This window comes from Streptomyces bottropensis ATCC 25435 (assembly GCF_000383595.1).
Lineage (GTDB): Bacteria > Actinomycetota > Actinomycetes > Streptomycetales > Streptomycetaceae > Streptomyces > Streptomyces bottropensis.
On the sequence record NZ_KB911581.1, the window covers coordinates 7,829,823 to 7,852,830 of the forward strand.

18 protein-coding genes, 1 tRNA gene and 2 pseudogenes are annotated in these 23,008 nt (G+C 71.6%); 6 read left to right on the forward strand and 15 right to left on the reverse strand.

Annotation, left to right across the window (positions count from 1 at the left end; genetic code table 11):
* Positions 1–86 precede the first annotated feature (86 nt).
* Positions 87–1,481, forward strand: a complete 1,395-nt coding sequence (locus tag STRBO_RS45575; RefSeq protein ID WP_037627675.1) for a tetratricopeptide repeat protein — start codon at positions 87–89, stop codon at positions 1,479–1,481.
* 136 nt (positions 1,482–1,617) lie between these two features.
* A complete protein-coding gene (locus STRBO_RS40740; protein ID WP_020115566.1) occupies positions 1,618–2,148 on the forward strand; it encodes an Lrp/AsnC family transcriptional regulator in 531 nt (176 codons plus the stop codon).
* Between the two features lie 15 nt (positions 2,149–2,163).
* Here the strand turns inward: STRBO_RS40740 and STRBO_RS0134720 are convergent, their stop codons facing one another.
* Both STRBO_RS0134720 and STRBO_RS0134725 read right to left on the reverse strand, forming a co-directional pair.
* A complete protein-coding gene (locus STRBO_RS0134720) occupies positions 2,164–2,964 on the reverse strand; it encodes a S16 family serine protease (RefSeq protein ID WP_245170637.1) in 801 nt (266 codons plus the stop codon).
* Positions 2,965–3,180: 216 nt separating this feature from the next.
* Positions 3,181–3,666, reverse strand: a complete 486-nt coding sequence (locus tag STRBO_RS0134725; protein WP_005486755.1) for a MarR family winged helix-turn-helix transcriptional regulator — start codon at positions 3,664–3,666, stop codon at positions 3,181–3,183.
* A 108-nt stretch (positions 3,667–3,774) separates the two neighbouring features.
* On the opposite strand from STRBO_RS0134725, the gene STRBO_RS0134730 reads away from it, so the two are divergent.
* A complete protein-coding gene (locus STRBO_RS0134730) occupies positions 3,775–4,650 on the forward strand; it encodes an alpha/beta fold hydrolase (protein ID WP_005486757.1) in 876 nt (291 codons plus the stop codon).
* Between the two features lie 44 nt (positions 4,651–4,694).
* Here the strand turns inward: STRBO_RS0134730 and STRBO_RS0134735 are convergent, their stop codons facing one another.
* From STRBO_RS0134735 to STRBO_RS0134755, 5 genes are all read right to left on the reverse strand, one after another.
* Positions 4,695–5,336: an IclR family transcriptional regulator gene (locus STRBO_RS0134735; RefSeq protein WP_013003228.1), complete on the reverse strand. Its 642-nt coding sequence runs from the start codon at positions 5,334–5,336 to the stop codon at positions 4,695–4,697.
* Positions 5,337–5,663: 327 nt separating this feature from the next.
* Positions 5,664–7,457, reverse strand: coding sequence for a DEAD/DEAH box helicase (locus STRBO_RS0134740; protein WP_020115568.1), 1,794 nt, complete (start codon positions 7,455–7,457; stop codon positions 5,664–5,666).
* Positions 7,458–7,623: 166 nt separating this feature from the next.
* Positions 7,624–8,004 carry a type II toxin-antitoxin system death-on-curing family toxin gene (locus STRBO_RS0134745; RefSeq protein WP_005486762.1) on the reverse strand — a complete coding sequence of 127 codons (381 nt, stop codon included), beginning with the start codon at positions 8,002–8,004 and terminating at the stop codon, positions 7,624–7,626.
* Positions 8,001–8,201, reverse strand: a complete 201-nt coding sequence (locus tag STRBO_RS0134750) for a ribbon-helix-helix protein, CopG family (RefSeq protein WP_005486763.1) — start codon at positions 8,199–8,201, stop codon at positions 8,001–8,003. Before STRBO_RS0134750 ends, STRBO_RS0134745 begins: the two co-directional genes overlap by 4 nt.
* A 46-nt stretch (positions 8,202–8,247) precedes the next feature.
* A complete protein-coding gene (locus STRBO_RS0134755) occupies positions 8,248–9,744 on the reverse strand; it encodes an MFS transporter (protein ID WP_005486765.1) in 1,497 nt (498 codons plus the stop codon).
* 212 nt (positions 9,745–9,956) lie between these two features.
* On the opposite strand from STRBO_RS0134755, the gene STRBO_RS0134760 reads away from it, so the two are divergent.
* The 3 genes and pseudogenes from STRBO_RS0134760 to STRBO_RS0134765 all read left to right on the forward strand — a co-directional run bounded on the left by STRBO_RS0134760 (position 9,957) and on the right by STRBO_RS0134765 (position 11,950).
* Positions 9,957–10,028: transfer RNA gene (locus STRBO_RS0134760), tRNA-Cys, on the forward strand.
* A 297-nt stretch (positions 10,029–10,325) separates the two neighbouring features.
* A pseudogene (locus STRBO_RS46115) lies at positions 10,326–10,592 on the forward strand (GP88 family protein); the annotation flags it as partial.
* 563 nt (positions 10,593–11,155) lie between these two features.
* Positions 11,156–11,950, forward strand: a complete 795-nt coding sequence (locus tag STRBO_RS0134765) for a hypothetical protein (protein ID WP_020115570.1) — start codon at positions 11,156–11,158, stop codon at positions 11,948–11,950.
* Between the two features lie 113 nt (positions 11,951–12,063).
* Here the strand turns inward: STRBO_RS0134765 and STRBO_RS0134770 are convergent, their stop codons facing one another.
* The 8 genes and pseudogenes from STRBO_RS0134770 to STRBO_RS0134805 all read right to left on the reverse strand — a co-directional run bounded on the left by STRBO_RS0134770 (position 12,064) and on the right by STRBO_RS0134805 (position 22,973).
* Entirely contained in the window at positions 12,064–13,299 is a 1,236-nt protein-coding gene (locus STRBO_RS0134770; protein WP_005486769.1) for a tyrosine-type recombinase/integrase, read from the reverse strand.
* An 84-nt stretch (positions 13,300–13,383) separates the two neighbouring features.
* Positions 13,384–13,611: an excisionase family DNA-binding protein gene (locus STRBO_RS0134775; RefSeq protein ID WP_005486770.1), complete on the reverse strand. Its 228-nt coding sequence runs from the start codon at positions 13,609–13,611 to the stop codon at positions 13,384–13,386.
* 336 nt (positions 13,612–13,947) lie between these two features.
* A pseudogene (locus tag STRBO_RS40745) lies at positions 13,948–14,824 on the reverse strand (DUF3987 domain-containing protein); the annotation flags it as partial.
* Positions 14,825–15,209: 385 nt separating this feature from the next.
* A complete protein-coding gene (locus tag STRBO_RS0134785) occupies positions 15,210–15,824 on the reverse strand; it encodes an SUKH-4 family immunity protein (RefSeq protein ID WP_237547806.1) in 615 nt (204 codons plus the stop codon).
* 177 nt (positions 15,825–16,001) lie between these two features.
* A complete protein-coding gene (locus STRBO_RS0134790) occupies positions 16,002–18,317 on the reverse strand; it encodes a xanthine dehydrogenase family protein molybdopterin-binding subunit (RefSeq protein WP_005486777.1) in 2,316 nt (771 codons plus the stop codon).
* Positions 18,314–20,167 carry a 2Fe-2S iron-sulfur cluster-binding protein gene (locus tag STRBO_RS0134795; protein ID WP_005486779.1) on the reverse strand — a complete coding sequence of 618 codons (1,854 nt, stop codon included), beginning with the start codon at positions 20,165–20,167 and terminating at the stop codon, positions 18,314–18,316. Before STRBO_RS0134795 ends, STRBO_RS0134790 begins: the two co-directional genes overlap by 4 nt.
* Positions 20,164–21,057, reverse strand: coding sequence for an FAD binding domain-containing protein (locus STRBO_RS0134800; RefSeq protein ID WP_005486780.1), 894 nt, complete (start codon positions 21,055–21,057; stop codon positions 20,164–20,166). The genes STRBO_RS0134795 and STRBO_RS0134800 overlap by 4 nt, the downstream gene beginning before the upstream one ends.
* A 287-nt stretch (positions 21,058–21,344) precedes the next feature.
* The gene (locus STRBO_RS0134805) at positions 21,345–22,973 is read right to left on the reverse strand and encodes a beta-N-acetylhexosaminidase (protein WP_037628026.1); all 1,629 of its coding nucleotides are present in this window, start codon (positions 22,971–22,973) and stop codon (positions 21,345–21,347) included.
* Positions 22,974–23,008: the final 35 nt, after the last annotated feature.

Genomic DNA, 23,008 nt, shown 5'->3' on the forward strand with positions numbered 1-23,008 from the left:
CATTCCACGGCCATCGGTGTGAACCCGTCGACGCGAGCCATCGGGCGTACGTGATGTGGTCGTCGTATTGACGCACAGTGAGCGGCATGTCTGTGGAGAACGTGGTGCGGGCGGCGCTGCGCCGGGTCGCCGGGTGCGCCCAGGGGCCGGGTCCGGGGCGGGGGCGGGGAGTGGCCGGGGCCGTCGTCGGGTGCCTGGTGCTCGGAGGTGTGCTGATGGTCGTGCCGCCGGACGGTGGTGGCGGGGCGGTGGCACGGGTGGTGGGTGCGGCCGGGCCCGAGGGGCGCCCGGCGGGGGCCGCGCTCGTCGCCGGGCTGCCCGTCGCGCCGGCCGAGGTCGCGGCGGCCGTGCGGGAACGCGAGGCCCGGGTGCGCGCCCGTCCGCGTGATCACGCCTCCTGGGCGGTGCTCGGCGTGGCGTACACCGAGCGGGCCCGGCGGACCGGCCGTGTCGCCGACTACCCGCAGGCCGAACGCGCCCTGCGGACCTCGCTGCGGCTCGGGCCCGACGGCAACGCGGCCGCCCTCGAAGGCCTGACCGCTCTCGCGAACGCCCGCCGCGACTTCCGGACGGCGCAGCGCTGGGGCGAGGAGGCCGTACGGGTGGCGCCGGCGCGCTGGACCTCGTACGCGCTGCTCGTCGACGCGTACGACGGGCTCGGCCGGTACAAGGCGGCCCGCGCGACCCTGGACCGGATGCTCGCCCTCCACTCCGGTCCGGCGGCCCGGGCGCGGGCCGCGCGCGTCTACTGGGACCAGGGGGCGCGTGAGGACGCGGCCACGGCGATCTCGGACGCGGCGGCCTCGGAGACGACGCCGGCGGGGCCGTCGGCCGCGGGCGCCGCGTGGTGGACGCTGGCCGGGGAGCTGGCGTGGGAGCGGGGCGAGGCGGCGGAGTCGCTGCGGTACTGCGAGGGCGCCCGGAGCGAGCCGGACGCCGACGCCTGCCGGGGGCGGGCGCTGGCCGCGCTGGGGCGGCCGGCGGAGGGGGTGCGGGCGTACCGGACCGCGCTGTCGCGGCGGCCGTCGGCGGAAGTCGCGCTGCGGCTGGGCGAGCTGCTGGAGTCGCTGGGGCGGCGGAAGGAGGCGCGCGAGCAGTACGGCGTGGCGCGTGCCCTGATGGCACGGTCCGCCGCGGCCGGGGTCGACGAGGCGCTCGTCCTGGGCGCGCTGGAGGCGGACCACGGCGATCCGGAGGTGGCCGTGCGGGTGCTGCGGGCCGAGTGGGATCGTCAGCCGGGGGTGCGGGTGGCCGACGCGCTCGGGTGGGCGTTGCATCGGGCCGGGGAAGACCGGGAGGCGCTCGGGTTCGCCCGGAGGGCGACGGATCGGGCGCGGGGTGGGGAGGCGCGGAGCGCGGTCCGCGCGTATCACCGGGGGGTGATCGAACGGGCGCTGGGGCTGGAGGCCCCGGCGCGGCGCCACCTCGCGGAGGCGCGGCGGTTGAACCCGTACGTCTCGGTGGGCGGGCGGCTCGCGTGAGGGGGTGGGGGGTGCGGGGTTCGTCACCCGCACCCCGCAGGGTGCGCAACACTTCGGGTTCACGCAGGACAATCTGTGCAAGGCAGTACGCCTACGCCTGCTTGTTCTGTACGGGGTGAGCATCCGGGGAGGTCTGATGGCGATCGATCATCTGGACGGGCAGCTGATCGTCCTGCTCGCGCGGGAGCCGCGGATCGGGGTGCTGGAGATGTCACGGCGGCTGGGGGTCGCGCGGGGCACCGTGCAGGCCCGGCTGGACCGGCTCCAGTCGCACGGAGTCATCCGCGGGTTCGGCCCCGAGGTCGATCCGGCCGCGCTCGGCTATCCGGTCACGGCGTTCGCGACGCTGCAGATCAGACAGGGACAGGGAGCCGACGTACGGGCCCACCTGGCGACCGTCCCGGAGGTGCTGGAGCTGCACACGACGACCGGCAGCGGGGACATGCTCTGCCGGCTCGTGGCCCGTTCGAACGCCGATCTCCAGCGGGTGATCGACCGGGTCGTCGGCATCGACGGCATCGTCCGGGCCGCCACGGCGATCGTCATGGAGAACCCCGTTCCGCTGCGGATCATCCCGCTGGTGGAGCAGGCGGCACAAGCGGCGCAGGCGGCTCACCAGGTGGCCTCGGGCCCGACGGCGGAGGAAGGGTTCGGGGGGACGGGGTGAGGACGAGGCCGCCGTTCAGCAGCTGGGGACCTTGCCCCCGCCCGTCTCCAGCGCCACGAGCGAGCCGACCGCGCCCTTCAGCGTCGTCACCGGGATGAGCCGCAGCCCCTTGGGCAGTTCGCTCTGCGCGTCGGCGCACTCGGCCTTGGGGACGAGGAAGACGGTCGCGCCGTCGCGGCGGGCCGCCTGGGTCTTGAGCGCGACCCCGCCGACGGGGCCGACCCGGCCGGCGGTGTCGATGGTCCCCGTACCGGCGATGACCCGACCGCCCGTGAGGTCGCCGCCGCTGCCGTCGCCGTCGAGCTTGTCGACGATGCCGAGGGAGAACAGCAGACCCGCGCTGGGTCCGCCGACGTCGGCGAGCCGCAGGGTGACCTCGATGTCGCCGGAGTCCTCGCCGAGGTAGGCGAGCGCCGCCTCGGTGGCCGTGTCCTGGGACTCCTTCATCTCGGCCTCGTTGTGCTTCTGGATCTCCTCGGTGGTGTCGCCGCTGGGGTAGACCGCCTCGCGCGGCATGACGGCCTGGTCCGTGCGGAACCAGCCGTCGAGCACGTCGCCGAGTCCGACGCGGGTGCCCGGTCCGGTCGCCTCGATCGTCGTCATCCGCAGCTGCCCGCTGGTCTTGCGGGCCTCCGCGCCGCTGATCGTGATCACCGGGTCCCCCTTGTTCTCGCCCAGCACGTTCGCCGTCATCCCCGGCTGCGCCACGGAGAACGGCAACGGCGCGAACACCGCCGTGGCGAGCAGCCCCACCACGGGAAGGGCGCAGACGGCTACGGCCACGGGACGCGAAAGGCTGGAGAGACGAGAGAGCACGGGGTCAATCTAACGTGAGGCCGGTTCCGGCCAGGGGGCGGTCGGTCGAGGGTGGAGCCGACGCCGGGGGCCGAAGGCCGGGGGCCGATGGCCGGGGGCCGATGGCCGGTGTGCCGAAGGCCAGGGGGCCGAAGGCCAGGGGGCCGAAGGCCAGGGGGCCGAAAGCCAGGGGGCCGAAAGCCAGGGGGCCGAAGGACCGGCCGTGGACCCTGGGGCTCAGTTGACGTCCACGTCCTCGAAGAGCGCGAGGAGTCGCGTCAGCACCCGTACGCAGGCGTCGATGTCGGCGCCGGTCAGGTCGTCGCACGCCTGCCGCAGCAGCACGCGCTCCCGGGCGACCAGCGCGTCGATGGTCGCCCGGCCCGTGTCGGTCAGCCTGATCAGGGAGGACCGCTGGTGCGCGGGGTTCGGGACGGCCTCGACGAGGTCCCGGCCCGCCGCCTCGTTGACCATGCGCTGCACGAACTGCCTGCTCAGCGCCAGCGTCCGGCCCATCTGCGGCACGGTCATGGGTTGCCCGCCCATGCGCAACAGCTCCAGCACGGCGCGTACGCCGACGGGGAACCCCTCCTTGCGTTCCTTCAGCTCCAGCGCACGGGTCGTCCGCCGGTAGAGGGGGCCGAGGACGGCGAACACCTCGGACAGCCGCCCGGCGAGCAGGTCGGGCGGCAGCGGCTCATCGTTCTCTGTCACGGGGGTCACGGGGCCATTCTCCGTTCTTCGCCACGGGGGCGGTCACCTCCGCACTCCACCCACCCCATGATGACAACCTGGTTGTCATCATGGGTTCGTCATGACACCCTAGTTGTCATGACCGAGACCTCGCAGGTCACCCTGCGCACGTTCGCGTCCGACGACGGCCCGCTCGCCTATCAGGACGTCGGTTCGGGCCCTCCGCTGGTGCTGCTGCACGGCGGCTTCACGGACCACCGCATGTGGCACGATCTGGTGCCCGCCCTCGCGGCCGGCCACCGGGTCATCGCCCCGGACGCGCGGGGGCACGGCGCCTCCGCCAACGCGAGTGGGCCCTTCCGGTTCACCGACGACCTCGCCGCGCTGCTGCGCCACCTGGACACCGGCCCGGCGATCCTGGTCGGCCTGTCGATGGGCGGCGGCACCGCCGTCGACACGGCACTGGAACATCCCGGGCTCGTACGCGCCCTCGTCGTCAGCGGCGTCGGGACCAGCGAGCCCGAGCTCACGGACCCGTGGACCAAGGACAGCACCGCCCGGTACTACGGCGCGCTGATGTCGGGCGACATCGAGAGGTGGCTGGACATCGTCGGCGAGACCGTCGCGGGCCCGCACCGGGCGGTCGACGACGTGGACCCCGAGATCGTGCGGCGTGTGCGGGAGATGAGCCGCGCCACCGCCGCCAAGCACACCCTCGGCGAGACGGACTGGCACGTCCCGGTGACCGACACCTGGGCCCGCGCCGCCACCATCGCCGTCCCCGTGCTCGCCCTCAACGGCGCTCTGGACGCCCCCGACCTCATCGCCATGGCCGAGCGCCTGACCAGGACGGTCGCGGGCGGGGGCCGGGCCGTCTCGATCGAGGGTGCGGCCCACTACCCCAACATGGAGCAGCCGGAGGCCTTCACCGACCGTCTACTGGACTGGCTGAGCACGCTGGACGACCGGAGCGGCCAAAGCGACCGGAACGACCGGAGCGACCGGACCTGCTGAACGAGGAGAGGGTCGAGGCGGCGGGTCTCCGTCGCCCCCACGCGTCACCGCAGCGCGTCGGCCACCTCTCGGGCCGCGTCCATGACGCGCGGCCCGACCCGCTCCGGCACCGCGTCCGCCAGCATGACCACGCCCACGCTGCCCTCGACCCCGGTCACCCCGAGCAGCGGTGCGGCGGCCCCGCTGGCCCCCGCCTCCAGCTCCCCGTGGGTGAGCGTGTACCCGGGCCAGTCCCCCGGCTGCTGGCGGCCCGACAGGATCGCGCGTCCCGCGGCCCCCCGGTCCAGCGAGTGCCGGAAGCCGGCCCGGTACGCCACGTGATAGTCCGTCCAGGTCGGCTCGACGACCGCGACGGCCAGCGCCTCGGTCCCGTCGACGAGGGTGAGATGGGCGGTCGCCCCTATGTCCTCGGCCAGCGACCGCAACGCGGGCAGCGCGGCCTCCCGTACCAGGGGGTGCACCTGCCGCCCGAGCCGCAGCACGCCCAGCCCGACCCGGGCGCGTCCGCCCAGGTCACGGCGGACGAGGGAGTGCTGCTCCAGGGTGGCGAGCAGGCGGTACACGACGGTTCGGTTCACCCCGAGCTTGTTGGACAGCTCGGTGACGGTCAGTCCGTGATCGGTGTCGGCCAGCAGCTTGAGGACACGCAGTCCCCGGTCGAGTGTCTGAGAGGTCTCCGCGGTCACGACACCCACTCCTTCTTGGGTGAGGCGGCGACCCCTGTCACGGCTGATGCGTCACCGGTCCCGTCGGCGTCGCGCCACAGAGGCCGCCGATCGGCTGAACCCGGATGATCCGGGCGGAGTCGCTTCACGGCTGCGCTCCGCGGCGGCGCTGCCACGGGGCGTGTGCGTAGCGGGACAGTAGACGAGCCGGTTCGCTGAGCGGAAGACTCCGTCCAGAATCCGGTCAGTGACCGGTACGGACTACTTGCATTTGTCGCGAAATGTGCGGGCGCACCAGCGCAGAGCGCCCGCCCGCCCAGGACCTTCGGAGCACGTCCCGAAGGTCGGTCACCTCATCCGGGTGGCCCACTCCTGCACCTTGGCGATGCGCTGCCGCAGCTGCCCGGCCGTGGCCTCGGCGCTCGGCGGTCCGCCGCACACCCGCCGTACCTCGGTGTGGATGACGCCGTGCGGCTTGCCGCACTGGTGGGAGTACGCGCCGACCATGCCGTTGAGCTGTTTACGCAGCTCCAGCAGTTCCTTGTGGGTGACGACGGGCCGCCGGTCGGCGGGCAGCTCCACCAGATCGGCCTCCGCGTCCGGCTTCTTGCGGCTGTGCGCGATCTGCCGCGCCTGCCGCTTCTGGAGCAGCAACTGCACCTGGTCCGGCTCCAGCAGACCCGGGATGCCGAGGTAGTCCTGCTCCTCCTCGCTCCCGGGGTGGGCCTGCATGCCGAACTCGGCGCCGTTGTACATGACCCGGTCGAACACCGCGTCCGACTCCAGCGCCTCGAACGGCAGCATGTCCTGGTCGCCGGTGTCCTCGTCCTGCTCCCGCTCCGCCTCCGCGAGGAGCTTGTCCTCCTCGGCGTACGGGTCCTCCTCGCCCTCCTTCTTCGGCTTGTCGAGGGCGTGGTCCCGCTCCACCTCCATCTCGTTGGCGAAGGTCAGCAGGTCGGGGATGGTCGGCAGGAACACGGACGCGGTCTCGCCGCGCCGCCGGGACCGTACGAAGCGGCCGACGGCCTGGGCGAAGAAGAGCGGGGTGGAGATGGTGGTGGCGTAGACCCCCACGGCCAGCCGGGGCACGTCGACGCCCTCGGACACCATCCGCACGGCGACCATCCAGCGGTCGGTGCCGTGAGCGAACTCGTCGATACGGTTCGAGGCGCCCGAGTCGTCGGAGAGGACGACCGTCGCGCTCGTCCCCGTGATCTCGCGGATCAGCTTGGCGTAGGCGCGGGCGGAGTCCTGGTCGGTGGCGATGACGAGGGCACCGGCGTCCGGGATGCCCTTCCTGACCTCGGTGAGCCGCTGGTCGGCGGCGCGCAGCACGCTCGGCATCCACTCGCCGCGCGGATCGAGGGCCGTACGCCAGGCCTGACTGATCGCGTCCTTGGTCATGGGTTCGCCGAGACGGGCCTCGATCTCGTCGCCCGCCTTGGTCCGCCAGCGCATGTTGCCGCTGTAGGAGAGGAAGATGACGGGCCGCACGACGTTGTCGGCGAGCGCGTTGCCGTAGCCGTAGGTGTAGTCGGCGGACGACCGCCGGATCCCGTCCGCCCCCTCCTCGTACGCCACGAACGGGATGGGGTTGGTGTCGGAACGGAAGGGCGTGCCGGTGAGGGCGAGCCGCCGGGTGGCGGGCTCGAAGGCCTCCAGGCACGCCTCGCCCCAGGACTTGCTGTCACCGGCGTGGTGGATCTCGTCGAGGATGACGAGGGTCTTGCGCTGCTCGCTGCGGTTGCGGTGCAGCATGGGCCGCACGCCCACACCCGCGTACGTGACCGCGACGCCGTCGTACTCCTTGCTGAGCGGCCCCGCGCTGTACTCCGGGTCCAGCTTGATCCCTATCCGTGCCGCGGCCTCGGCCCACTGCTTCTTCAGATGCTCGGTGGGCGCCACGACCGTCACCTGCTGCACGACATGGTGGTGCAGCAGCCAGGACGCGAGCGTCAGCGCGAAGGTCGTCTTCCCGGCGCCGGGGGTCGCGACCGCGAGGAAGTCCCGCGGCTGCTCCTGGATGTACCTGTCCATCGCCCCCTGCTGCCAGGCACGCAGCTTGCTGGCGGTACCCCAGGGGGCACGGCCGGGGAAGGCGGGAGAGAGGTGGTGGTTCGAGGAGGTGGCGGTGGTAGTCACGGTCTCCGGTCTGGGGGTCGAGCGGCAGATGGCAGCCCCGGGCGACTCGCGCGGCGACGCGGACACCGCGACTGCGTATGACAACCGGGCCACCCTACCGGCGGCGGGGTTGCGACGAGGCGCCGATCCCGCCGGGCCGCCCGGGGATGGGACCGAGGTCACATCCCTACTCGGCCAGGTCTCGCAGCACCTCGGAAATGGCCTTGACCTCGTCGAGGGCACCGGTGGAAACGCCGATGACCAGGCGCTCCGCCACGTCGATGTCCGGCCGCAACTGCACCTCGTTCATCGCGAGGAAGACGACACAGGACACCCAGGCGGTGCGCTTGTTGCCGTCGAGGAAGGGATGGTTGATCGCCAACGACTGCAGGAGTGCGGCCGCCTTGTCGAACAGGTCGGTGTACGCCTCCTGTCCGAACATCGCAGCCGACGGGCGGTGCACGGCAGACTCCAGCAGACCGGCATCGCGCACGACGACAACCTGGTCATCGACCGCGTGTTCGGCGATGGCCAGGACATCCTCGGCCGTCAGATAGACACAGCTCACTTCAGCCGCTCCAGCAACTCCGCCCATTTGGTGGTCTGCTCCTTGGCCGCCTTACGGACCAGCACCTCGTGAGCCGTCCTGGCCAGATAGTCGTCCACGGCCCGCAGCAGTATCGCGTGCATGCTCGTGCCCTCCTCCTCGGCGCGCAACTTCAGAGCTTCGGTCTGGTCGTCGCGGAGACGCAGGTTCATGGCCATACCAAAACGGTACCACCACATGGGGCCAGATTGGTACCAACTTGCCTCAGTGGTCCCGCAGCCGCGTGGTCACCCACGCTCCCACCAGCGCCACCCCCGCCATCGGCAGGAACACCGCGACGAAGGCCGCCGGGTGGGAAGCGGTACCGGCGGCCGTGGCGGCCGTATGGCCGACCGCGCCGCCGCCCAGCGCGGCGAAGGCGGCGCCGCCCGCCGCGAGGAGCAGCGCGTTGGTGAGACCGTCGGAGATCTGGAGCGCGGCGGAGTTGGTCCCCGCCTCCTCGGGGGCGGACAACTGGAGCAGAAGAACGCTGGTGGAGGAGATGACGAGCCCCATCCCGAAGCACCCGAAGGCCCACGCGACGGCCACGGTCCACACCGGCACGGAGTCGACCAGCACCCCCGGCAGCGTGGTGATCGCCGCCGCGACCAGCAGCATCCCCACCGTCATCAGCCGCTCCCGGTACGGCTCCACGCGCGCCCGCGCCTGCACCCAGGAGCCCAGCGCCCAGGTCGCCCCGCCCGCCGCGAGCGAGAAACCGGCGAGCGTCGGCGACAGCCCCCGCTGGGTGACCAGCATCAACGGCACGAACGACTCGGCCGCCACGAACGACCCCGCCGCCACCCCGCGCAGCAGCACCACCGACGGCAGCCCCCGCGCCGCCCGGTACGTCCCGCGCGGCAACAGCCCCAGCACCGCCGGCACCAGCAGCCCGACCCCCGCGACCGCAGGCACGACCGACCACCACCGCGGGTCCTGGGCCGCGTACTGCAACAGCCCGGCGCCGAGCGAGATCCCGAGGGCGAGCCGGATGCGACGGCCGCCGAAGGTGGAGGCGGGGGTGGAGGCGGAGGCGGTCGTCGAGGAGGAGTCGGCCGCCGCTCCCCGCGTCCGCACCGGCCCGGAGGCCCTGCGCCGTATCTGCGGCAGCGCCAGCCCCAGCGGCAGCAGGACGAGCACCGGGATGCCCAGGAACACCCAGCGCCAGCCCAGCTGTTCCGTCACCGCGCCCGAGGCGAGCGGACCGACCACGGACGGGACGACCCAGCTCGCCGCGAAGGCCGCCATGATCGACGGCCGCAGCCGCTCCGGGTAGGCGCGCCCGACCACGACGTACAGCGCGACGATCACCAGTCCGCCGCCGAGCCCCTGCACGGCCCGCCCGAGGACGAACAGCCACATCGCCCCGGCGGTACCCGACAGCACCAGCCCCACGGCGAAGGCACCGATCCCCGCGGTCAGCGACCCCAACGGCCCCCGCCGGTCCGCCCATTGGCCCGCCAGCACCATCCCGAACAGGCTGGTCGTGAAGTACGCCGAGAACGCGAATCCGTACGCCGAGATCCCGTCCAGCTCGCGCGCCGCGACCGGCATGGCGGTGCCGACCGCCATCGCCTCGAACGCGATCAGCAGCACGACCGACACGATCCCGATACTGAGCCCCCGGTGGGAGCGGCTCAGCACACCGTCCGCGTCGTCGGGGACGGCGGGCGGGGCGGGGTTCGGCGTGACGCCCGTGTCACGCGCCTCGGAGTCGGCCATGCCCGCCAGCGTAAGGGGCACCACCGACATACGCCCCTGTCGGAAGTCCCCCACCACCCGGGACCTTGGTCGTACGCCCCGCCGTTCATGAACGGCGTGTGGCAGTCCCGTTGCAGCGCCCCCGGACCTCTTGAGCCCCCGCCGGAGCCCGGCCTACGGTCTTCCCATCGAGTTCGAAGCGACAGGAATCACACCCCTGACGCTGTCGACCCGGCCGTGTGCCCGAGTGGTTCAGGGACTCGCCTGCAAAGCGAGTTACGTGGGTTCGATTCCCGCCACGGCCTCTGGTGGTCTGACCAGGCAGAACGACAGAGCGGCACCCCTTCGGGGATGCCGCCTGTCGGCTTTCCGTCTCAGTTCCCGTCTCAGTTGGCGATCGAATGCTCACCCAGCCTGCGACCCAGGCAGGCCGGAGCACAGTCGGCGGCCTGCCGCCCAGCACGGCTAAGCAACCTCGCCGCACTCTTGAGAGGGCGAGACGGAACACCGTCACTGGTGGCTCGTCAAGGAACCGCGACAGCGTCCCTGGAACTCGTTCATCAGGTCTTTCACCCGCTGCGTCCGCCGGACGTCCGACATCCGGCACGGAGGACGAACTGCTTGACCCCGCCCGCGACCGCGTCGCCGACGTCTTCCCCGACATACCGGGGATCCGCGCGGCCGGCTGGCACTCACAGGACAGCGGCGACGTTCTCGCCGTCCTCGGGCCCGCGCCAGTCGGCATGCCGAGCAACCGCATACCGCGGTTCCAGCGCTGCATGAACGGGCGCACGTTCCGCGAGTGGCAAGCCGAGCCTGACGCCCGCCAGAGGGTCCACCGCAGCGAGACGACCGAAGCCCCGGCCTAACGGACTGCCCGCCCCTTTCACCGAGCCCATCCCGACGGGTTCGGCGAAGGGATTATCCCAATTTGACATTTCAATGCACCTCGTAAAGTCCATACCTTTTAAGCGTGCGCCCCCTTTCACGCTCCCGGCGTGCGCCTTAATCAACCCGGTAAACAAATCCGTAGAGACAACTCTCAGTCGCCGATTGCCCGAGTGGGCGCACGGCTGATTTTTTAAGTCGGATTATTCTCTGAGCGAAACTAGCAGTGCATGTCTAAACAAAGGGTTGAGTAACGTCTATATCCGGCCACGATCACGCGATGACCAGCGGTTTTTCGTACGTCGACTGCGCTTGTCTGAAAACCGCACGCTCTTCGAGCACCTGGTTCTGTTCGAGGGCAACAAATACAGCAACCGGAATTTGGCTTCTCCGCGTCAAACCGCTATGACGTCCAACTAACTCGCCTCCGAAATGGAATGTGCCGCCGATCACAAGCGGCCCCAATCGATTTCTCACGTGTCACAGCCGCCTGATAGGAGAAGGGCAGCACACTCGCCAGAGTGGCGAACGAAAGGGACGCGCAATGATGGAACTCCTCGTCGGGAGCTTGGTCTCCGGCGTCATACAGGCGATGGCCTCCGACGGATGGGCAACCTTCCGTACGCGCATCGCCGACACTCTCGGCGACACCAGCGACGAGCGCGCGGACCTCTCCGCCGCCTTGGACGAGCACCACGGCGACGTCATCGCAGGCAACAAGCACCTCGTGCGGTCAAGGCTGAACGTCATGTTGCGTTCATACGCCGCCGCGCACCCCGACGACGCGGCTGACACGTTCGAGCTCTTGGTGGAGATGCTGCCAGGCACCACCACCGTCACCAACGACCACAGCACCAGGACCGGCAACGTCTCGAACTCCAACGTGCTCGGCAGCGGCGCCCAGCAGGCCACGGGCAACGGCAACATCCAGGGCGCGGGCAGCGCGTACGCGGGAGCCCGCGGCAAGGCCAGGGTGGACAACCGCCAAGACAACCGCCAAGACAACCGCCAAGACAACCGCAGCTCGGTCAAGAACGGAGGCTCAGGGTGGCCGGCGGTCGCCCTGATCGCTGTCCTTACCGTCGCGGCTGTCTTCGTCATCATGTCGCTGATCGGTGCGACCGGCGGCGACGAGGAGGACGGCGCTGTCAAGACGTGCGGGCAGTGGCTGCGCCTCCCGACCGATGAGGCGAACTCGGTTGCCCGAGACATCGCCCTGCGCCTCGGCAACCAAGAAGCGGCCCGTAGCGCGTGGATCGTGCAGAACACTCAGTACGAGTGCAACGGCGTGGAGGATAAGCTCCTTACCGACGTCCTGGCCCCCCGGACCACGCAGTGACACCCGTCTGAGCCGCACGCGCCACCGCACTACCTGATCACCTCAGAGCCCGCCCGGACCCCTTCCGGGCGGGCTCTCGCGCGTGGCGATGTCCACCCCGAGGCTTATCCTTTTTACGGTGAGCCGTCGTCCACCTTCCAGATGAGACTGTCGACTTGTCCAGCGATACCTGTTCGGACCGAGTCGACCATGTGCTGATTGCGAGCGGCCATAGCGGTTGTGGACCAGCCCATGAGGCCCATAACTGCGCGCTCGGGTACTCCGAGTATGAGCAGCACGGTGGCGGCCGTGTGGCGCGCATCGTGCAGACGCCCGTCACGAACCTTCGCTTCGGCCAGGAGGGCCTTCCACTCAGCCCAGTCCCGACGGTGGGACGGACTACGGCCGTGTTCATCTGGGAAGACCAACCTGTTCTCTTCCCATCGTTTGCCGGCCGTCGTTCGTTCCTCTTCCTGCGCCTTGAAGTGAGCACGGAGTAGGTCGACCAGTTGTTCAGGGAGACCGACGGCGCGGCGGCCGGCGCGCGATTTGGTGGTGGACAACTCCGGGTTCGTGCGGCGCCTCTCGGGGCAGTACCCGGCAGTCTTACGCCCACAGGGAGCCATGCATCCATGGGCGTACTGCGGCCGGTGACGACTACGCCGAACTATGAGGAACCCACTGTCAAGGTCTACGTCCTCCCACCTGAGACCAAGCACTTCCCCTTGGCGCAGCCCAAGGGCGAGGGCTACGGCCCAGCGGGCGGAGTTGCGGTGTTGGTCAGCGGCCTTGAGCAACCGCTGTACCTCTTGGACGGTGTAGGGCTCCACCTCGTACTCCCCCGTTTTCGGCGCCTTGGCCAACTGAACGGGGTTCTTGCCGAGATGCCCGCGCCGTACGGCCTCATTGAGGGCGGTGCGGAGGGTTCGGTGCACCTGATGAGCGGTCGCGGGCTTGCTGCCGTTGGCCTGCATCTTGGCGTAGAACACCTCGATGTGCTCGGGCTTGAGCCTGTCAAGACGGTGGGCCCCCAAGCCGGGGATCAGGTGCTTCCGCACGGCGACGCCGTACCCGACCATCGTGTTGTCGTTGACGGCGAGGGGCGCAACGTTCTCGATCCAGTGCGTCAGCCACGCCTTGACCGTCCACGCTTTGCCGGGCTTCCGCACGGTCTTGGCGTCGCGCTGCTTCTCCAACTCACGTACGGCGGCCGTTACCTCAGCGCGGGTCTTGCGTTCGACGTGACGGCGATCCGGGGTGCCGTCGTCGCGGATGCCGACGGTGACGCGGCCGTGCCACTTACCGTCTTTGCCCAGGTAGATCGAGCTACGGCCGTTGGGCTGTCGAGTGCGCTTCTGTTCTTCTGCCACGGGCAGACTCCTGTTTTCGGGTGTCGGGATGGAGACCGGGGCGGCGCGCTGTCCTGTCCGGGAGTGCCGTCGCCCCAGGCATCGTCAAGCGGCTCGTTGTGCGGTACGGAGACGGGTCGCGTACGCAGTCGGTGCGTCGACCGGAACCCGGCGGAGCCCGCCGACCATGACGGACTCCAGTTCGCCGGTGCGGATGAGGGCGAAGCAGGTAGTTCGGCCGATGCGCAGTCGGCGGGCGGCCTCTTCGACCTTGAGGAAAACGAGGGTCGGGTCGTCGTCGATGGGGGCGGCGGGGGTGGCGTGCTCGTCCAAAGCTCACTCCTGTGTGCTGGGTTCCTGAGCAGGTGCCGCCGCACAAACCGCAAAATCCGCAGAAACAGCGGAGACGTCCACTGACCTGGGGCGATGCGGTGCGCGGGTGGCGGCGGGGGGTGCCCCGCAGAAATCCGCGATATTCCGCAAAAATCAGCGGCATCCGGCGGGCGGCTCTGGCCGGTGGGGCGCGGCTCGGTTTTTTGCGGAATATCGCGGGATTGCGCGGCGGGGCCCCGCGGCGAGGTGGTGCGGGGCCCCGTCGCAGGTCAGCGGGGTGCTGGGGGTTATTGCGGATTTTGCGGTTTGTGCGGGCGGGGTCGCACGGTTGCGGCCCTAAGCTCCGGAGTCCCGCAGGGCGGGGTGCACCTGCATGCGGGGCGCCGGTGGGCGTCCGCGCTTACCGGTGCGCTCCGGCTGGTAGCTGCGTAGGTATCCGTGGTCTTCCAGTAGGGCGAGGGCCGGTTCGAGGTCGGCGACGGTGGGGACCTCGGAGCGGGACAGGACGGTGAAGACGTCTCGCCGGCTGACGTCCTGCCATCCGTTGTCCCGCAGCGCGTCCAGCACTGCGGGCCCGGCCGAGGACCGGGTCGGCGCCCATGACGTCGAACACGGCCAGGGCGTGGGCGGTGTAGTACTCCCCCAGTTCGATGGCCGCGCGCATGGTGGCTTCCGGGACCGGGTGCGCGTAGCCCTCTCCGAGGTGTTCGGCGAGGTGCAGCAGCGCGGCCATGCGTGCGGTGGCGCCGGCAAGTTTTCCGGCCCAGTTGGAGATGTGCCCCAGCGTGCCGTCACGTGCCTTGAGCTGGGGTTCGATGCGCTTCTGATAGGTGATCAGGGCCGCGTCGGCTTCCGGGCTGAGTTGGATGACGGCCGGGTCGGTCCACTCCGCGAGGGACAGGGTGAGGTCGATGACCCGGGCGGTGTAGGTGGCGGCCGTCGTCTCCGGAACGGTGGCGGTGATGATCTCGCGTTCACCGACCGTGGACACGGGGAGGGAGTACAGGAAGCGGGCCAGCAGTCCGCGTCCCTCGAACCCCTTCACCTTGCCGATGTCGCGCAGTACGTCCGGCTGTACGGCGAGGCCGATGGTGAGGGCGGGGGCGTCGATGTACTCGCGGCGGGTCTGCCGGTTCACCCTGAGCCGGTCCCCGGCATGGCCTTTCAGGAAGACTTCCATGTTGGGGGCCCCGGAGTAGCGGCCGGCGATGATGACCTCAGGCAGCATCTCAGGCAGCCACACAGGTTGTAGCACCACGACGTCAGAGCGACGACCCGGCTCAACCGCAGCTTGAGGCATGAGCAGTCCCAACGTGTGATGAGCAGAAGGCCGTGTGCGGCCTCATGAACAGGCTGGGTCCGTCTCAGTTTCCGTCTCGTTCATAGCCGCACACGGCCGTTCGCAGCCGTTCACCGCGCCTCATCGGATCCAACGTCCGTACGGGTCTGAACACTGACGAACGAGTCCGGATCGCCCCCTGGCCAGTCGGGACAAACCTGCAAAGCGAGTTACGTGGGTTCGATTCCCGCCACGGCCTCCAGCGCGATATGACGGCCGACCGCTTCCAGCGGTCGGCCGTCTTCGTGTGGCCGGTGGTTCAGAGGCCCGCGCAGGCCTTGTTGCGCAGGGTCTCCACCCAGCACCCCGTGGCCGTCCCCTCGCGCTTCTCGCGGTGGAGGAGCCAGAGGGTGAAGGCCAGGGTGGAGAGGTCGGCGTCGAGAGGGCTCAGGGTCGACTCGGGCTCGCTCCAGTTGAGGATCGCGCCGGTGGTGCCGTCGACGACGAGGCTGCTGCCCTCGACGAAATGGCCCAGGCGGATCAAGTGGGCGGCTCTGTCCGGGAGTCGGCCGCGGACGGATTCGCCGGAGCACTGGTTCGCCCCGTACTCGGCGAGCGTCGGCAGCGGGATGTCCGTGTCGAGCTGGAAGAAGCCGTGGTCCTCGGGCAGACCCATGTCCCGCAGGAAGCGGCGGGTCGGCTCGTGGGTGAGCGTGGCCGGGAAGTCGAAGTCCTCGAAGCGCCACACCCTGCTCTGGCCGAACTCCTCGTCGAGCAGTCGGGCGGGCAGGTCGAGCGCCAGTCCGGAGCGCGTGGCCGGTCCCCCGGTCAGCACCGCCAGGTCGTTCAGATCGTTCAGGTCGCTCAGATTGTTCAGGTCGTGCAGATCGTTCAGGTCGTTCAGGTCCGTCAGGCCCATTGTCCCCATCGTCATTGTGCTCATGGCTCCCCCCGGCACATGGTTCGCAGTGTGCGTCCCCCCGTGGGCGATCACGCGCCGCCGAGCGGTCGTCGTCCCCACTGTCGAGAACCATACGCCGCCCCACTGACAACGCCGGACGTACACGCGAACACGCACCTCAGGGGCTGTGCCGGGGCCGCCCCCGGGCCCCTAGGCCCCGGTCACCACCGCGGCCTGCGGCCGGATCGGCAGACGGTTCACGGGGCGTCCGGTGGCCGCCCGGACCGCCGCCGCGATGGCCGCCGGGGACGTGACCACCGGCACCGCGCTGGCCGCCTTCGCGCCGAAGGGGGCCACCACGTCCCGTTCCTCCACCAGCTTGACGATCTGGATGTCGGGGGCGTCCAGGGCGGTGGGCAGGGCGTAGCCGGTGAGGTCGGGGTGGCGGATGAGGCCCCGGGGGGTGCGGAGGTTCTCCGTGAGGGCCACGCCCACCCCCTGGGTGACGCCGGCCTCGATGCGCGCGGCGAGCTGCGCCGGGTGGAGGATCCGGCCGACGTCCTGGGCGACGGCCAGCTCCACGACCCGTACGGACCCGAGTTCGATGTCGACGTCCACGACCGCGCGGATCGCGCAGAACGCCAGGCCCACGAACGCGTCGCCCTGGCCGGCCTCGTCCAGCGGCTCGGTGGGGTGCGGGCGGCACTGGGCGGTGGCCCAGAGTTCCTTGCCGTCCATCGCCTCCGCGACCGTGGTCGACAGGACCCCGTCGTACGACGTGATCTTGCCGTCGGTGATCTGCAGCAGTTCCGTGGACATGCCGAACTTGTGGGCCAGGGGCTGGAGGAGCTGGGTGCGGACCATCTTGGCCGCGCGTTCCACCGCGCCGCCCGAGACCCAGGTGTGACGGCCCCGGCAGCTCGGGCCGGCCGGGGGCTGGTCGGTGTCGACCTGGGCGATGTGGACCTCGTCGATGCCCAGGGTCTCCTGGACGATCTGCCGGGCGAGGGTGGAGAAGCCCTGGCCGGTGTCGACGGCCGCGCACAGGACCGTCGCGATGCCGTCGTGGACCTTCACGGTGGCCGTGGAGACCTCGTCCGCGCCCTCGGCGCCGAGCATGTGGACCATGCCGAGGCCGTAGCCGACCCCTCGGCGTACGGCACCCGGCTCGCCCGCGCCCTCGGGGCCACCGGGCAGCAGCCACTCGTCCTCGGGGGTGTCCTTGGGCAGCGCCGGGAGCGGGAACTCCTGGACGGCCTGGAGGAGTTCGGCGACCGGGGCCGGGCAGGTCACGGACTGGCCCGTCGGCAGCACGTCGCCGGTGGACATCACGTTGCGCATGCGCAGTTCCGCCGGGTCGATGCCCAGCTTCCTGGCGAGCTTGTCCATCTGGGCCTCGTACGCGGCGCAGACCTGCATCGCGCCCTCGCCGCGCACATGGCCGGAGGGCGGGTTGTTGGTGCGGACCGCCCAGCCCTCGATGAAGGCGTTGGGGATGACGTAGGGGCCGCAGGCGAACGAGACGGCGGCGGCCAGCGCCTCCGAGGAGGTGTCGGCGTAGGCGCCCGCGTCGAGCAGGATCTGCGCCTCGACCTTGATCAGCTTGCCCTCGGCGTCCGCGTGGTGACGGTAGCGCAGGAGGGTGGGGTGCCGGTGGGCGTGGCCGAGGAAGGACTCCTCGCGGGTGGCAGTCAGCTTGACCGGGCAGCCCGTCTTCAGGGCGAGCAGGCCGAGCGGGAGCTGGAAGCCCTGGTCCTCACGGTCGGCGGTGGCGCCCGGGACACCGGTGACGACGATCTTCACGCGGTCGGGGGCCAGGCCGTAGCAGGCGGCGGCCGCGTCGCGGTCGGTGTGCGGGTCGGTGGAGGCCACGTACAGCTCGACGCCGCCGTCGGGGCGGGGCACGGCGAGGCCGGCCTCGGCGCCGACGGGGGCCGGGTCCGCGCGGCCGATGCGGTACTGGCCCTCGACGACGATCTCGCCGGACGCGTTCGGGTCGCCGTGGCGCAGCGGGATGTGGCGGATGAGGTTGCCGTCGGGGTGGAGGGGCTCGGCCTCGAAGGCCTGCTCCGGGTCGATCACCGGGTCGAGCACCTCGTACTCGACGATGACGGCGGCGGCGGCCATCCGCGCGGTGTCCGGGTGGTCGGCTGCGACGGCCGCGATGGGCTCGCCGTGGTGGCGGACGACCTCGGAGGCGAACAGGGGCCGGTCGGCCTTGCCGCGGCCGTGCAGGGCGACGCCCGGCACGTCCTCGTGCGTGATGACGGCCCGCACGCCGGGCATCTCGCTCGCGTGGGACGTGTCGATGGACACGATCCGCGCGTGCGGGTGCGGCGAGCGGAGCACGGCGGCCCACAGCAGGCCCTCGGCCCACAGGTCGGCCGCGTACGGGAAGGTGCCCTCGGACTTGGCCCGGGAGTCGGCGGACGGCAGGGACACGCCCAGGCCGTGCGGCAACTGCTCGGGGGCGGCCGCGGTCTCGCCGGGGCCCATGGGCGCCGCGATGACGGTTTCGTTGCTCACGCCTGGCCTCCGTCCTGGCCGGCCGACCGGCCCTGACCGCCGTACGAGTCGTCCTGACCGCCGTACGAGTCGTCCTGGCCGCCGAAGGACTGTCCTTGGCCGCCGTAGGTGTCGTTCTGTCCGGCGAAGGACTGCCCCTGACCGCCGTACGTGTCGCCGTGCCCGGCGAAGGACTGGCCCTGACCGCCGTACGAGTCGTCCTGACCGCCGGCGAAGGACTGCCCCTGACCGCCGTAGGTGTCGCCCTGGCCGGCGAAGGGCTGGCCCTGGCCGCCGTACGAGTCGTCCGGGCCGGTGAACGACAGCCCCTGGCCGCCGTAGGACCGGTCGGGGTCCTGCGGTGCCGGTGGGGGTGCGCTCCGGGCGTCGTACGCCGCCGTGTTGACGCCGCCGGCACCGGGTCCCGCCTGGTGCGGGATGCGGGCCTCGTCGTGGTCGGCGGCCGCCTCGTTCTCGGCGGCGGAGTTCGCCTCGCGTCCGGCGACGACGTCGCGGACGGCGGCGAGGACGCCCCGGTAGCCGGAGCAGCGGCAGAGGTTGCCGCACAGGGCCTGGCGGGTCTCCAGGTCGGTGGGGGCGGGGTTGCCCTCCAGGAGGTCGTGCACGGTCATCGCCATGCCGGGCACGCAGAACCCGCACTGGACGGCACCGCACCGGGCGAGGGCCCGCTGCACGTCCGAGGGCTGTCCGTCGGCGGCGAGGCCCTCGACGGTGCGCACCTCGCTGCCCGCGGCGGTGACGGCGGGCACCAGGCAGGACGCCACGAGCCTGCCGTCGACCTGCACGTTGCAGGCGCCGCACTCGCCCTGCGAGCAGCCGTCCTTGGCGCCCGCGAGACCGAGCCGCTCGCGCAGCACGTAGAGCAGCGACTCGCCGATCCAGGCGTCGCTGACGGGCCGCTCGGTGCTGTTGACGCTCAGGACGTAGGAGGCGAGGGGGTGGTCGTCGTGCGGGGGCGGGGCCGGGGCGGGCTCGTCGGCCGACGGCTCCGCGTCCTCCGCGGTGTCGGCCGCGGGGGCCGTCTCCGCCGTCCCGGGCCGCTCGGGTCCACTCTCGGTCTCCGTGTCGGTCCCGACCGGCTCAGCGGGCTCCTGGGCGGCTTCCGGGGCCGACCCGGCGGTCTCGGGGGCCGCGTCGGCGTACGCCTCCCCAGGGGCCGTCGAGGGCTCCCCCGCGGCCTCGTGGGCCCCGTCCGCCGCGCTCTCCTCCGGCGTCCGGCCCTCCGCCACACGCTCCTCGGGGCGGCCCTCCTCGGGCAGGGCCGGGGGCGGCGCGGTCCACGCCGTGCCGATCTGCTCGGTGGCCCAGGGCGCGGCGGCGCCGCCGGGAAGCGTGGCGGGCGGATTGCCGCCCCACTGCTCGACGAGGGCCGAGGTACTGAACTCGCCGGATTCGTCCGGAAGATCACCTCCCGCGACCGGAATCGACCACTCGCCCGTCACATCGTGACCGGGAGCGGCGCCTTCCTGCGCGGCCGGCTCCTCGAACGTCCACTGCCCGGTCGAGGCGGGGTTGTACGTGAACCCGTCCTGCGTCGGGGGCTGCGGCTGCCCGGCGTTCGGGTCGTGCCACTCGGCACCCCCGGCCGGCATCGCCCAGGTACCCGGGACGGACGGGTCGGTCCCGGCGGTGTGGGCCGTGTCGATGGAGTTCGACGCTATCTGCGGCGGGACGTAGCCGTGCCCGGGAGCGGCCAGCGGACTGTCGGCGGCGAGCAGCGCGTCGATGCCCCCCTCGGGAAGCTGGACGAACGTCGTGGCGCCGTCGTCGTAGTCGCCCTGCGGCAGCCGCTCCCAGCCGCCCTGGCCCCCCTGCTGCGGGGTGCCTTCTCCGTGCTGGTCGTCGGTCACGACAGTGCCCTCCCCAGTGCTCGTCGGGCCAGCGCGGCGACGGTGCGCCGCAGATGCAGTACGGCGGGCGGAAGTGGTGCCACGGTGCCGTCGACCTCGGGGGCCGGGTCGGGGATGCAGGCGGCGGCGACGTACTCGCCGAAGGCCTGCAGCGCCTCGGGGACGAGGGTGCGCTCGCCGTCCCAGTCGATCAGCTGGCCGACCCAGGTCTCGGCGTCCAGGGGTCGCAGCGGCATCGGCGCTATGGCCCCGACGGCACACCGCACCCCGCGCCGGGCGGGGTCGAGGACGAGGGCGACGGAGGCGACCGCGCGGCCGGGGCCGGTGCGGCCGGTGGCCTTCAGGAAGACCTGGGGCGCGTGCAGCAGCGGAACGCGCACGAAGCCGATGAGTTCGCCGGGGCGCAGCATCTCCATGCCGGCCAGCAGATGCGAGACGGGCATCTCACGGCGGGCCCCGCCCGGGCCCGCGATGATCAGCGTGGCCTCCAGGGCGGCCAGCACGGGCAGCGCGTCCCCGGTGGGGGCGGCCGTCGCGATGTTGCCGCCGAGGGTGCCGGCGTTGCGGATCTGCGGGGGTCCGGCGGCGCGCGCGGCGGCGGCGAGCGCCGGAATGAGCGCCGCGAAGTCCGGGCGCCCCATCCGGGCGTGCGTCAGTCCGGCACCCAGCAGGGCGTGTCCGTCCTGGTACTGCCAGCCGCGGATCTCGCTGATTTTGCCGAGCCCGACCAGTGCGGCGGGCCTGAGTTGTCCGGAGTTGACCGCGGCCATGAGGTCCGTGCCGCCCGCCACCGGAACCGCCCAGGGCATGGCGGCGAGAGCCGCCACGGCCTCGTCGAGCGAGCCGGGCAGGGTCACGGCCTGCGCCGCCTGCGGTGCGTGCGTGGTCAAACCGGCTGCCCCTTCCCGCTGCCCCACCTGGTCCGCCTGTGTTGCCGTACGGTACGTGCTGACAGGGCGGACGTGGCAACTCTGGCACATTCTCGCGAGGTCCGAACGCGGGGGTCCGTCACGAGGCATTCACCCACCTCACCCGAGAGATGGTCCGTTTTGGTACGGCGTCACCCATAGGCGCGTATTGCCACTTACGTTGCCCCTCGGGCCCCTTGTGTCCCTTGTTCCTCCCGGCGGCCACCGTCGCAGGGCGCGCGCTCCCGGTCACACCGTTCGCGGTCGTCTCACACGTTCGGGGGCGTTCCCTCGATCGGACGTCCGAGCACGCCGGGCCGCCGCTGCCACGGACGCGGGCCCGAAGGCGGCCGATAACCGACCCCCAGGGCGTCAAGTCGCCGGTAGTGCGCCGTCATCCGGCGCTCGAAGTCGGCGAAGTCGCGCTCGGCGGGGGCCGGCAGCCGGCTCCAGGCCACCTCGGCGAAAGCGGCCAGGCGCGGGAACGTCTGATAGTCCACGCGAGCGGGGTCCTCCATCACCTCGGTCCACACGTTGGCCTGGGTGCCGAGCACATGCCGGGCCTCGTCGGGCGTCAACTCCCGGGGCACCGGCTCGAACCGGAAGACGTCCTCCAGGGTGCGCACGAAGCCGATGGGCACCGGCTCGTCGGGGCCGCCGTCCTGACGGTGGTCCAGATACACCTGCTGCTCGGGGCACATCACCACGTCGTGGCCGGCGCGGGCCGCCGCGACGCCGCCCGCGTACCCCCGCCAGGACGACACGGCCGCCCCCGGCGCGAGGCCGCCCTCCAGGATCTCGTCCCATCCGATCAGGCGACGCCCGCGCGCGGTCAGCCAGTTGTCGAAGTGCCGGACGAACCAGGACTGCAACGCGTCCTCGTCGGCGAGTCCCAGCTCCCGGATGCGGGCCTGCGCGGTGGCCGACTCGCGCCACTGGTCCTTGGCGCACTCGTCGCCGCCGATGTGCACGAAGGGCGAGGGGAACACCTCCAGGACCTCCTCGAACACCCCCTCGTAGAAGCGCAGGGTGGTGTCGGTGGGGGCGAGTACGTTCTTGCTGATGCCCCAGGTGTCCCAGACGGCGAGGGAGGCCGTGTCGACGACGTCGGTGTTGCCGAGTTCGGGATACGCGGCGATGGCGGCCTGGCTGTGTCCCGGGACGTCGATCTCGGGGACCACGGTGATGTGCCGGGCGGCCGCGTGGGCGACGATCTCGCGGAGGTCGTCCTTCGTGTAGTGACCGCCGTGCGGTTTCTCCTCCCACAGGGGTGACGCGCGATGGCCGATTCTGGTGCGCGTCCGCCAGGAGCCGACCTCCGTCAGCCTCGGATACCGCTCGATCTCGATCCGCCAGCCCTGGTCGTCCGTCAGGTGCAGGTGCAGGACGTTGAGTTTGTGCGCCGCCATCAGGTCCAGGTAGCGCAGGACCTGGTCCTTGGGGAGGAAGTGACGGGCGACGTCGAGCATGAGGCCGCGCCAGGCGAAGCGGGGGGCGTCCGTGATCGTCTGCTGCGGGACTCCGTAGGCGGCCCCGGGGCGTACGGGAGCGCGCCGGAACGCCTCGGGCCCGAGGAGCTGACGCAGGGTCTGGGCACCCCAGAAGACGCCGGCCGGGCCGCCACCGCGGATCTCGACGCCCCGGTCGGGGACGGCCCGCAGCCGGTACGCCTCCGGCTCCAGGCTGTCGTCGAGGTACAGGCGCACGCCGCCCCGGGCGTCCTCGGGGCCGGGCGGCAGCCAGAGCCCGAGGGCGGCGCCGAGGGTCGAGCGCAGCCAGTGGGCCGTGCTCCGCGTCCCCGGTGCCGCCCACAGGGTGGTGTTCCCGTCGAGCGGTACGCCACCGGGCAGGGGGCCCTCGACGGTGAGGGGTGCCGGAATCAGGTCCGTCGCCCTCATGTCCGTCGCTCCCACATCCGTCGCCGTCGCGTTCC

Excerpts from the sequence above, each read along its gene's own strand:
- STRBO_RS45575 (WP_037627675.1), top strand. The coding sequence starts at position 87 with ATGTCTGTGGAGAACGTGGTGCGGGCGGCGCTGCGCCGGGTCGCCGGG.
- STRBO_RS40740 (WP_020115566.1), top strand. The coding sequence starts at position 1,618 with ATGGCGATCGATCATCTGGACGGGCAGCTGATCGTCCTGCTCGCGCGG.
- STRBO_RS0134730 (WP_005486757.1), top strand. The coding sequence starts at position 3,775 with ATGACCGAGACCTCGCAGGTCACCCTGCGCACGTTCGCGTCCGACGAC.
- STRBO_RS0134750 (WP_005486763.1), bottom strand. The coding sequence starts at position 8,201 with ATGGCCATGAACCTGCGTCTCCGCGACGACCAGACCGAAGCTCTGAAG.
- STRBO_RS0134755 (WP_005486765.1), bottom strand. The coding sequence starts at position 9,744 with ATGGCCGACTCCGAGGCGCGTGACACGGGCGTCACGCCGAACCCCGCC.
- STRBO_RS0134765 (WP_020115570.1), top strand. The coding sequence starts at position 11,156 with ATGATGGAACTCCTCGTCGGGAGCTTGGTCTCCGGCGTCATACAGGCG.
- STRBO_RS0134785 (WP_237547806.1), bottom strand. The coding sequence starts at position 15,824 with ATGACGATGGGGACAATGGGCCTGACGGACCTGAACGACCTGAACGAT.
- STRBO_RS0134805 (WP_037628026.1), bottom strand. The coding sequence starts at position 22,973 with ATGAGGGCGACGGACCTGATTCCGGCACCCCTCACCGTCGAGGGCCCC.